An 11,461-nucleotide genomic window follows, 5' to 3' on the forward strand; every position below is an offset into this window, starting at 1 on the left:
AATAACTTACATACTCACTAAACTAAGCATAATTTTTAATTCTTATAAGCATTATTCCATGCAATTTAGATACGATATTAATGGATTACGTGCAATAGCTGTACTTGCGGTTGTTCTATTTCACTTTAATCCTCATTGGCTTACAGGTGGGTTCGCTGGCGTAGATGTATTTTTTGTAATCTCGGGCTTTTTAATGACGTCCATTATTTTTAATGGGATCGAAAAAGATACTTTTAATCTTTTTAAATTTTATACCGCGCGAGCAAATCGTATCATTCCAGTGCTGGCTGTTATGTCAGTAGTTGTACTGGTATTCGGTTGGTTCTATTTATTACCTACTGATTATAAAGCGTTGGGAAAGCAAGTCGAAAAAAGCTTAATTTTTACCTCTAATATCTTATTTTCCGAAGGTGGAGGATATTTCGATACCAATGAAAAGACCAAATGGTTGCTGCATACATGGTCTTTATCGGTCGAATGGCAGTTCTATATTTTCTTTCCTATTATTCTATTGATTTTTAAAAAATATTTAAGCTGGATTAATCTTAAGCGTGTGGTTTTAGGTTTATTCTTACTGAGCTTTATATATTGTATTTATGCGACATATAAAGACAGTAAAACGGCTTATTTTTTATTAACCAGTCGTGCTTGGGAAATGTTATGTGGTGGTCTAGCTTTTTTATATCCCATCTCTATTCAAAAGACTAAATTTCGGATTGCTACTCAGGTTGTAGGTCTTTCACTAATAGTTGCCTCTTATTTCTTGATTTCAGAAAATATGGCGTGGCCAGGATATCTGGCCTTATTCCCTGTATTGGGGGCCTATCTTATTATTTTAAGTAATTATCAAAATAATATTCTGATTAATAATCCTATTTTTAGATATGTCGGTCAATGGTCTTATTCTATTTATGTGTGGCATTGGCCTATTGTGGTTTTGGGTGTATATCTTTCATTTAGCAATTGGTGGATATATGGAATCCCCCTGTCTATATTGCTAGGTTTTTTAAGCTATCAATTTATTGAAAAAAGAAAATCACCCACATTTAATTCATGGAAAGAAATTTTAAAAGTTAAACCTTTTTATATGTTTTTAATCATTGTGTGCTGTGGGTATATCGTCAAAAAAACAGATGGTATGGATTTTCATTACTCAAAAGAAATTTTAAATACACTTGCAGAAGTTGAAAATTCTAATCCCTATAAATGTGATTCAGGTTTAAGAGCGAGAGAGTTTGAAGAGTGTAAAATTGGCAATCAAAACAATGTTAAAGCAATTATTATTGGTGATAGTCATACAGACTCATTAACAACTGCAGTAGCTGCAACTCTCGATTTAAAGCAACAAGGTGTTGTATCAATCGCCACTTCAAGTTGTCCGTTCTTATTGAATATTAAATTCTATGATAGTAAAAATAACTGTTCAGCAATCAATCAAAAACGTTTCGCCTTAATCAAATCTAGAAAATATCAAGATGTACCTATTATCTTGATTTCCCGATTACCAAGTTATATCGAAGGGCAGAATGATCCTGATCGTATAGGCTTAGAAGGCACAGAACCTGCCATTTATTTTGGTAATAAGCAAAAGATGTCACGTGATGAGGTATATGCTTTGGTTTCAAAGGATATGACAGAAACTTTGTGCGAAATCTCCGCATTAAATCCAATCTATGTGATGCAGCCTATTCCTGAATTTCCATTAAATGTTCCAAAAACTGTTGCGAAAAATCAGCTATTGGGAATAAATACCCCAATTTCTTATTCCTATGAAAGCTATTTGAAAAGATCAGATAAGATTAGGCAGATAATCAAGAACAGTGCGCAAAAATGTGGAGTTAAAGTACTTGATCCAGCAAAAATACTGTGTAAAACAGGGCAATGTCTTTCAGAGTATAAAGGTCGACCAATCTATCGTGATGGAGATCATATGAGTGAGTATGGAAATAAATTACTTTCACCCATGTTTAAAGAAGTATTGAAAGATTAAATGTGGTTCTTAAATAATTTACCATTTTCATATGAGTATTTTTAATGCGATGTGAAAAGAGGATTTTTTATTGAATCGCTATCTTTAAGATCAAAATCAGCCATAAAAAAGCCACCGGATCGGTGGCTTTTAATCTTTACGAACTTATTTTGCTGCGGCTTGTTGTTCTGCCTGAATGGCAGTTAACGCAATGGTAAAGACAATATCATCCACCAATGCACCACGGGATAAATCGTTTACTGGTTTATTTAGACCTTGCAACATTGGGCCAACACTGACCACATTGGCCGAGCGTTGTACCGCTTTATAGGTGGTGTTGCCGGTATTTAAGTCTGGGAAGATAAACACGTTGGCACGACCGGCAACAGGGGAATCTGGTGCTTTAGACAGTCCCACACTTTCAACCGAAGCGGCATCGTATTGCAACGGGCCATCAATCAGTAAATCCGGACGACGCTGCTTGGCAATAGCGGTTGCCTGAGTTACTTTTTCGACATCTGCACCGGTGCCGGAGCTTCCTGTGGAGTAAGAGATCATGGCAATACGTGGCTCAATTCCAAAGGCTTTGGCTGAATCGGCAGATTGAATGGCAATTTCAGCCAACTCTTCTGCATTGGGATCTGGGTTAATCGCACAGTCGCCATAGACATAGACTTCATCCGGTAACAGCATGAAAAAGACTGACGAGACCAAAGAATATTCCGGTGCGGTCTTAATCAACTGAAAAGCAGGACGTACGGTATTGGCTGTGGTGTGGATTGCACCCGAGACCAAACCATCCACCTGATCAAGCGCCAACATCATGGTGCCCATAACCACAGTGTCTTGCAGTTGTTCTCGCGCTTGCAGTTCGTTAATTTTACCTTTACGCAGTTGTACCATCTTTTCCACATAATTAATGCGAATTAGATCAGGATCAATAATTTCTAAATCCGGCGGTAATTCAATGTTTCGTGCTTTGGCAATCTCAAGCACCACTTCAGGTTTGGCCAGTAAAACACACTGCGCAATACCACGTGATTGACAGATGGCTGCGGCTTGAATGGTGCGTGGCTCATCGCCTTCAGGCAGAACAATCCGTTTTTTTGCTGCAATTGATTTTTGAACCAGTTCATGGCGAAATGCAGAAGGTGATAAACGTGCTTTATACGAGCCATTTAACAGCAGCGCAATCCAATCGGAGTTAATATGACTTGAAACAAAACGAGTCACTTGTTCTGCGCGTTCTGTGTCATCAATTGGAATTTCATTGCTGAGACTCGACAGATTTTGTGCGGTTTCAAAAGTGGTTAATTCGGTATGTAAAATGGGTAAGCCATTTTTAATTGCAGTCTGACAGAACTCTAAAATCGCTGCATTGGGTTGATGCTTTTCAGTCAAGATCAGACCGGCAAGGGGAATGCCATTACTACTGGCTAAACTACTGGCCAACAGCACATCAATGCGATCTGAGGCACTGATAATCAGCTCACCGGCAACAAATTTATTCAACTCATGTTCAATATTAGAGGCAATTAAGCTGCTGTGTAATACACGGCGTTGTTTTGCTTCACCGCGGTTAATCCATTCACCTGAGATATGCACAGCCAAATCGGAAAAGCGCGGTACGCTTAACGTGTCACTAAATGGCACTAGACCAATAATTGGAAGTTTGGTTGAACCAATATGTGGATGGGTTTTTTGAATCGCGCTGGTAAATGTTTCAGTTTCACTAACTAAGCGTAAATTTGGATCGAAGGTCAGTGGAATCTGCGCGGACTCAGCAGGTAAGCCTTTGGTGCGCATAAACAAGACACCGGCCATACGCGTAGCTGATGTCCCACCAAAATAGCGCAGCTGATTTTCGATTTTTTCAGCGCTACGTTCCGGTGCGTTAATATCTGCATTGCTGACAATCAATACTTTAGCATCGAGTGCTTGCGCCAATGTGGCATTTAATTCATTGGCGAATGAATCACGGCTATTGGGGAATAAACCTTCAACAATAATCAGATCATGATGTTGGGCAATTTGACGATGTAAACGTACAGCATCTTCGAGTAACTCATCACTTTCGCCGCAGTTCATTTGTTGAATTAAGCGTGCATAAGAAATAGGTTCAACAGTTTGGCTTTTAGACAGATGACGATACAGGGCAGTTGAGCGCTCTTCTTCTTGATGTGCTTCTTGAGAAAAAGGTTTCAGAAAACCGGCTTTGACGCCTTCGCATTCCAAAGCATAGACTAAACCTAAGCAGGCAGATGTAAGACCTACGCCTTCCCCAGTCGGGACCAGTAAAATTGTTTTCATAGCGTGATTATTCTAAAGAGAAAGATTTAATAATGTGTAGGATAAAAGAGGTGATGGCTTTAAGCCATCACTACAGCAGATTCAGACTTTTTTTCGGCTGCTTTAGTTACCTCACATTCCACCACATGTTCAGTTTCTTTGGCAATCCGACCTTCTTCATCGGTTGGAATGACCCAAATTTGTGGTCCTGTACCGCTATCAATACGACCTTCAGTACCGCGTTTTAGCTCATTGTTTTTGGCTAAACTTAAGTCAAAACCGAAGTGGGGTAAATAAGATAAAGTTTTCTCACGAATGTAGGCTGAATTTTCACCAATCCCGCCCGTAAAGAATAAACCGTCAAGATGTGGTAAGCCACAGCTGAGCGCCGCCAAAGATTTGGCCAAACGATAGCAGAAGACTTCAATGGCAATAGTGGCATCTTCATTGCCTTGTTCAGAGGCTTCAATCAGTGTACGCATGTCATTGGATAAATCAGATAAGCCCAATAAACCACTTTGGTTATTCAGCATTTTATCAATTTTATAGATATCCCAACCTAAATTGCTGGCCAAGAAACTATGAATACTTGGATCGACATCACCACTACGAGTGCCCATAACCACGCCTTCAAGTGGCGTCAGCCCCATTGAGGTATCTACACTCTCACCATTCCAAATCGCGCAAGTTGAGCTACCGTTACCTAAGTGCGCCGTCAGCCAACCGCCTTGTTTATAACTGCCGGCAAGTTCTGAACCACGTTCAGACACGTAAGCGTGACTGGTGCCATGGAAGCCATAACGCCGTACATTGTGTTCGGTATAGAGGAATTTAGGCAATGCATAACGATAAGCATGTGCCGGCATGGTTTGATGGAATGCCGTATCAAATACAGCCACTTGCGGTAATTCTGGAAATAAACGCATGGTGGCATCAATACCGACCAAATGCGCTGGATTGTGTAATGGCGCAAGCGGTGTGGCTTCGCGGATGCGTTCAATAATCTCGGGGGTAAGTAATTCTGCTTTGGTGAGCGTTCCGCCATGTACCACACGATGACCAATAGCCTGTGGGTTATAATGCGATAAACGTTCTAAAATGGTTTCTAATGCTTTTTCATGGTCAGCAAACGGAATGGCCAATTCTAGCTCTGCACCGCCTGTGGTAATGCCTTTGATGCGTGCTTCTGCTGAGCCTAAATTTTCTGCCAACCCAAAGATTCGTGCTTCGCGGCGTTCAGAAACCAGTGCATATTTAATGGATGAAGATCCGCAGTTAATTACTAATACTGATGTAGACACGTTTTAATACCCGCATTCTAATTGAAATAAGTCGCCCGTAATGATCTTCATGCAGTGCGATTGGATGCAATCTGGATCTGTACTGACGTTTTAACATGTGTTTTTTTTCTGTCCAAGCTAGACTTTAGCCGATTAGACTTAAGCACTATCGACCCATTGGGCAATAATAATTAAAATTTATCGGTTGCTGATCTTCATTTTTTAAATAAATGGTGAGCAGCAAACAGCGTGTTATTTGTCTTAAATTACACCATAACACGGCTAATTCATATGCAGCAGTTTATCCGTGTTGTTTTATGCTTACTTTTGGTATTTTATTTCTGACCAACGCACGACCACATAGGCAATTAACGCCACCATAAAAAATAGCAGCATCATCCAAGCCAAGCCTTGTAATGTCTCAATAATGGTTCGATAAATTTCCAACACCCAACGCTCTTGGGTCAGTTCAATCACCACTTTTTTGTCATTGTCGCTATAACTCAGCGGCGTAATGTATTTTTCCATGTCATAAATACGAATTCCGGATGAGGTTCCGACCACCATGCCGGCAAATTTAGTGTATTTTGCCCATGCTGCATGAATGGGGTCGTGAATAATTCGTGCCAGAATTTGATTAATAGCGCTGGAAAAAACTTTCATGACCACAAAAGATACAATTAACGCCAATAGAAATGTGCAGATCATTAAGTAATAGAACATCGACTGCTCCCGTTATGTTTATTGTTTTGTTATTTAAGGATTCAAGGCAATTAAAAACAGTTGAGCTATATCGCACTGTTCAGCCTTAAGCCTAAGACTGAACAGCACATGTAGATTTGAATGAAAGTTTGGCTTATTGGCGAATTTGCCCATCCCCAAACACGATCCATTTTTGTGAGGTTAAACCTTCTAAACCGACTGGACCACGTGCATGAATCTTATCGGTAGAAATACCAATTTCAGCACCTAATCCATATTCAAAGCCATCTGCAAAACGACTCGAGGCATTTATCATTACCGAACTTGAGTCCACTTGAGCCAAAAACTGCCGCGCCAAGCTAAAGTTTTCAGTAATGATCACATCGGTATGATGCGAGCCATATTTATTAATATGCTCAATGGCTTCATTGATTCCACTGACCACTTTAATGGCTAAAATTGGGCCTAAATATTCGGTGTACCAATCTTCTTCACTGGCCGGTTTTACACTCGTACCAACTATGCGTTGTGTTTCGCGGCAGCCGCGCAGTTCCACTTGTTTTTCTGCATATAATTCTGCCATGCTCGGTAAAAAGTCTTCGGCAATTTTTTCATCCACCAACAAGGTTTCCATCGCATTGCATACACCATACCGATGGGTCTTGGCATTTAAGGCAATGGGTAACGCTTTTTGCAAATCAGCTTGTGCTTCAACAAAAACGTGACAGTTACCATCAAGATGTTTGATCACCGGAATACGTGCTTCATTGCTTACACGTTCAATCAGGCTTTTACCGCCACGAGGCACGATCACATCGACATATTCAGCCATGGTAATTAAATGTCCCACGGCAGCACGATCTGTGGTATTGATTACTTGAACCGAGTTTTCAGGTAAACCGGATACTTTGAGTCCGTGCTGAATGGCCTCGGCAATTGCGCTATTGGAGGCCAACGCTTCAGAGCCACCACGCAAAATAATGGCATTGCCGGATTTTAGCGCCAAGGATGCGGCCTCTAAGGTAACATTCGGGCGCGATTCATAAATCATCCCGACCACGCCCAAAGGCACGCGCATTTTACCCAGTTGAATACCGGATGGGCGATAGGCCAAATCGGTAATTTCTCCAATCGGATCGACCAAGTTCATGACATCTTTTAGGCCATGTAACATATCTTTAAAGCGTGCGGGCGTCAGCGCTAAGCGATCAAGCAGGGCACTGTCTAGATGGTTTTGCTGACCTTTGTGCATGTCCAATTGATTGGCAGCTAAAATAGCGGCTTCACGGTCTTGTAAAGCCGTGTAAATAGCGGATAAAGCATTATTTTTTGTTTGCGTAGAGGCGCTAGACAACACACGCGACGCTTGGCGTGCTTGTTGTCCGACCGTTTGCATATATTGTTCGATGGAATCTTGCATAGCGCGTTGATCACTTAAAAATTACACCTTCGATAGTATCAGTCTGGCACAGCACAATGAAGCATCTAGATAGAAAAATCTTGCAAACTTTTTAGTGGTTTATGGTTAAAAATATTTTGGACGTTAAAATTAGATAAGCGGTACGCGAATGAGTTGCTTGTCAAATCGTCCTCTGTATAAAATAAAAATAGGGACATTGACGTCTGATAATTAAAGTAAACAAGCCAGCCGCAGGTACGCAGCGATTCTATATTTATGTTTCTTGCACAATAACAATAAGGCAAGAATGGAGGAAGGGATATGCATTCCATGATGCAGATGGACGCACAGCAACCATTAATTAAGCCGCATCATCAGTTTTTTGATCTTTATCATAAACACAGTTTTAAACAACCAGCGCGTAGCAGTTGGCTGGATGGCTGGAAAATTGAGTATATGGCCATTGCTCAGCCGGAAACGCTGCATCACACACCGATAGTGATTATTGGTGGCGCGTTTCAAAACTTTAACTCTTATAAATACTGTGTCGAGCAATTGCTGAGTGCCGGGCCGATTATTTTAATTGATTTGCCTTCCATGGGCGCCAATCAACAAATTAGCAACCCTCAAACCGGCGTTTCTGCCGCGCACTTAGAGCTGTCAGATTTGGCAAAAATGCTGGGACAATGGCTAGATAGTGTTCACTTAAGTCAAGTTTCCGTGATGGGCATGTCATTAGGTTCGGTGGTGGCTTCAAGTTTTGCTGTGCAGCGCCCAGAATTGCTCGATCGCATGATTTTAATGGGCGTAATGCAAAAAACCCGTAAAAGTTGGCGCATGTTGCTTGAAGAATCTTTGCATTTAATGAAAGAGCAGCGCATGGATGAATTCGGCCAAGCGGTCATTTTATATTTGGTCAATCATGCCAAAATGGATAAAACGCGGATGTCGGCCACGGCAAAACGTTTGTTCTTTAAACAGATGGCACAATTTACTGCAACCGAACAAGAGCGCTATGAAATTAACTGTAATCGGTTGCTGCGCTTAACTGATGTGCCTATTCCAAGCTGTAAAGTACTGGTGGCGTGTGGGCAATATGACAGTTTTACCTTACCGTATGAAAACGCCAGTTTTGCTTTGCAATGTCCCGATATGGAATTTGCTCTTATTGCCAATGCTGACCATGTGCCGCAATTACAGCGCCGTAAAGAAACCATGAGTTTGTTTGCCAGCTTTTTACAAGGTCAATCGATTCAAGCATTAGACGGTATTATTGCCATGACACGCGCGCAGTTGTTGACTTTAGAGCGCCGCGGAGAAGCGCGAATTCAGGTTAAAAACAAGCAGACACGATTAAGTCATCGTTATTTAGATGTGCAGCTTGCGACACAGATTGTCGATTTAAATTATTTTGGTCTTTTATTACAATTTAGCGCAGATTTAGCCGTTCAAGCTGCGCAGTATCCACGTGATTTGGCGTTGCATTTACACGATGAAGAAGGCACATTTAAAATAGAGTGCCTGCTTTTTGAGCTGCACGCCACGCAAATCCATGCTTTGTTTAAACATGGCAGCTTTGAAATCGCTGAACGTTTAATGCGTTATATTCAAAGGCAGCAAGTCACTGAAACTGCTGCTTTAGAGGTAATCAACTAAAGCCAGATGTGGTAAATTAAAAACAGCGTCAATTGGCGCTGTTTTTTAATTGCGCGTGAATCATCCAGACCAAATCGCCCAAATGTTGTTCGCTTAAGCTTAAAGGCAAAGTGGAATGCGGTAAGTATTGCTGCGGTTGAACAACGCTTACCTTTTCAAAGCCCGCTTGTTTAAAAAAATCTTGTGCTTGCTGCGGCTGAGTGAAATGAAAACCAAAGGCACTTCTTGAAATCCATTTGAGTAATTTGCTGCTGCTCCAAATCAATTTGGCCAATTTGTGTTTAACCGGTTCTGGATAAATGTCAGTCAGATAATGGAGTTCTTTAAAGCCCTGACCATACACACAAATCGCCTGTAACAATTGCAATAACATAGCAGGATCAAAATAGTTAATTAAGCCTTCACTAATCAGCACCAATGGTCGTGCAGGATCAAAAACGTCAAAGGCCTGTTTAAAATCAGTGCTAAATAAATCGACCGATAAAACCGCTGGACTATGCGCATCAAGCTGTTGAAGTGCTTGGGTTTTAATGCGTGCCATATCGGGTAAATCGAGTTCTCGATACTCAATGGTGGGAAATTTCTGCCTAAAATTCCAGCCGCGCGGGGATAAGCCACTGGCAATTTCCAATACTTGTAGGTCTGGATGTTGCTCAATGAGCTGGGTTAGATGCTGATCAATCATGCGGTGGCGCTGTTTTAAAGTGCTGCGCATACTGCCACCGACACATTTTTCTGCCCAGCTTTCTAAGGGATGCAGCACTGTGGCCAATATTTTACCTTTTGAGGTGGCAAAAACCGCATGTGAGATGCCCATGCGATACCAAATATAGCCGGTATAATGGGCCGTAAATGAAATATGGCGATGCTGTGAAAGTGCTTGTGACATGTCATCCTGACCTTTTTTTGTTTTCAATATACAACTGATGGTTAATCACTAAGTGAGTGATGAAATTATTTTAAAATTATTATTCAAGTACGAAACAGTGCTTGCTTGACCTTATTTTTTAGGATGATAAAGAAAAAGGAACACCTTGAGGTGTTCCTTTGGTCGCATTAATGAAAGGATTGCTTAAATTGTTCGATTGTCTCACGAGTTGTATGCCACTCGGGGCCTAAGTCTAAGCTTTGTCCAATCTGTATAGCAGGGATTTTGCCGCGCATACGGGCTAAACGCTGTTGATTGGGCAGTGGTAAATCCGTAATCGCCTGCAAGGCGGTAGATGCTGCTGCACGGTCGTTACAGACCAAGCCCATATCACAACCGGCTTGCAGTGCAACTTGAATACGTACACCTGCATCACCGACCACACATGCCGCTTGCATGGTCAGGTCATCGGAAAACAACACGCCATCAAAGTTTAATTGTTGGCGTAAGACGTGTTGAATCCAATACGCGGAGAAACCGGCTGGATTGGGATCGACTTGATCATAAATCACATGGGCAGGCATTAAGGCATCGAGCTGTGGCATCAGTTGAATAAAGCTTTGCATGTCCTGTTGATAGATTTCCTCATAACTGCGTGAATCTATCGCGGCTGCCACGTGTGAATCTGCTTTGACTGAGCCATGACCAGGGAAATGTTTGCCGGTGTTGGCCATGCCCGCACGTTTCATGCCGTTTAAGAACTCGGCCGCCAAAGGCACAATATCTTGAATATTGTTGGCAAAGGCACGGTCGCCAATCACATCACTAACTGCATTTAAGTCCAGAACAGGGGCAAAGCTAAAATCAATACCCACTGCCAGCACTTCAATTGCCATCAGCCAGCCACATTGTTCAGCCAACCAGAGTGCTTGTTCTGGTTTATGTACATACAGCTCGCCCAAACGTCCCATAGCCGGCAGTGCAGTAAAACCCTGTTTTAAGCGTTGTACTCGACCACCTTCTTGGTCGACGGCAATTAAAATATCTGGTCGTATCCGGCGCATATGATCGGTTAAAGCACGAACTTGCTGCGGTGATTGTATATTTCGAGCAAATAAAATCATGCCACCCACTTGCGGTGCTTGCAATAGTTCAATATCTTCTTGAGTAAGTTCTGTGCCAGCAATGTCAAGCATCAATGCGCCAATCATATCGGTGTCCGTGTTAGATTTTTATAAAGAAAAAACAATACCCGAATTTTGCAATGATTTGCTACATTTTGACAGTATAGAATATGA

Annotated in this window: 8 protein-coding genes; 2 read left to right on the top strand and 6 right to left on the bottom strand. The window is 41.6% G+C overall.

The window, feature by feature from the left end:
- Positions 1–1,990: acyltransferase family protein (locus SE27_RS04135; RefSeq protein ID WP_227504625.1), on the top strand; the 1,990-nt coding region annotated here is incomplete at its 5' end.
- Positions 1,991–2,134: 144 nt separating this feature from the next.
- Here SE27_RS04135 and pta read toward each other — a convergent pair.
- The 4 genes from pta to SE27_RS04155 all read right to left on the bottom strand — a co-directional run bounded on the left by pta (position 2,135) and on the right by SE27_RS04155 (position 7,660).
- Positions 2,135–4,279 carry a phosphate acetyltransferase gene (pta, locus tag SE27_RS04140; protein ID WP_039621126.1) on the bottom strand — a complete coding sequence of 715 codons (2,145 nt, stop codon included), beginning with the start codon at positions 4,277–4,279 and terminating at the stop codon, positions 2,135–2,137.
- Between the two features lie 59 nt (positions 4,280–4,338).
- Positions 4,339–5,559 (bottom strand): acetate/propionate family kinase, encoded by a 1,221-nt coding sequence (locus tag SE27_RS04145; RefSeq protein WP_039621128.1) that lies wholly within the window; start codon positions 5,557–5,559, stop codon positions 4,339–4,341.
- A gap of 300 nt (positions 5,560–5,859) precedes the next feature.
- Complete coding sequence (locus tag SE27_RS04150) at positions 5,860–6,261, bottom strand: hypothetical protein (RefSeq protein WP_039621130.1); 402 nt, start codon at positions 6,259–6,261, stop codon at positions 5,860–5,862.
- 133 nt (positions 6,262–6,394) lie between these two features.
- On the bottom strand, positions 6,395–7,660 hold the full coding sequence (locus tag SE27_RS04155) for a glutamate-5-semialdehyde dehydrogenase (RefSeq protein WP_039621132.1): 1,266 nt from the start codon (positions 7,658–7,660) through the stop codon (positions 6,395–6,397).
- A 300-nt stretch (positions 7,661–7,960) separates the two neighbouring features.
- On the opposite strand from SE27_RS04155, the gene SE27_RS04160 reads away from it, so the two are divergent.
- Positions 7,961–9,295: an alpha/beta fold hydrolase gene (locus SE27_RS04160; protein WP_039621134.1), complete on the top strand. Its 1,335-nt coding sequence runs from the start codon at positions 7,961–7,963 to the stop codon at positions 9,293–9,295.
- Between the two features lie 28 nt (positions 9,296–9,323).
- Here the strand turns inward: SE27_RS04160 and SE27_RS04165 are convergent, their stop codons facing one another.
- Both SE27_RS04165 and nagZ read right to left on the bottom strand, forming a co-directional pair.
- Positions 9,324–10,184 carry a class I SAM-dependent methyltransferase gene (locus SE27_RS04165; protein ID WP_039621135.1) on the bottom strand — a complete coding sequence of 287 codons (861 nt, stop codon included), beginning with the start codon at positions 10,182–10,184 and terminating at the stop codon, positions 9,324–9,326.
- Between the two features lie 167 nt (positions 10,185–10,351).
- Complete coding sequence (gene nagZ / locus SE27_RS04170; protein ID WP_039621137.1) at positions 10,352–11,374, bottom strand: beta-N-acetylhexosaminidase; 1,023 nt, start codon at positions 11,372–11,374, stop codon at positions 10,352–10,354.
- Positions 11,375–11,461 lie beyond the last annotated feature (87 nt).

Origin of the sequence: Acinetobacter harbinensis (genome assembly GCF_000816495.1) — a bacterium.
GTDB classification, from domain to species: domain Bacteria; phylum Pseudomonadota; class Gammaproteobacteria; order Pseudomonadales; family Moraxellaceae; genus Acinetobacter; species Acinetobacter harbinensis.

What these genes read in the sequence shown, in the direction of transcription:
- nagZ (WP_039621137.1), bottom strand. Translation starts at nt 11,374, where the DNA reads ATGATTGGCGCATTGATGCTTGACATTGCTGGCACAGAACTTACTCAA.
- SE27_RS04150 (WP_039621130.1), bottom strand. Translation starts at nt 6,261, where the DNA reads ATGTTCTATTACTTAATGATCTGCACATTTCTATTGGCGTTAATTGTA.
- SE27_RS04165 (WP_039621135.1), bottom strand. Translation starts at nt 10,184, where the DNA reads ATGTCACAAGCACTTTCACAGCATCGCCATATTTCATTTACGGCCCAT.
- SE27_RS04155 (WP_039621132.1), bottom strand. Translation starts at nt 7,660, where the DNA reads ATGCAAGATTCCATCGAACAATATATGCAAACGGTCGGACAACAAGCA.
- pta (WP_039621126.1), bottom strand. Translation starts at nt 4,279, where the DNA reads ATGAAAACAATTTTACTGGTCCCGACTGGGGAAGGCGTAGGTCTTACA.
- SE27_RS04160 (WP_039621134.1), top strand. Translation starts at nt 7,961, where the DNA reads ATGCATTCCATGATGCAGATGGACGCACAGCAACCATTAATTAAGCCG.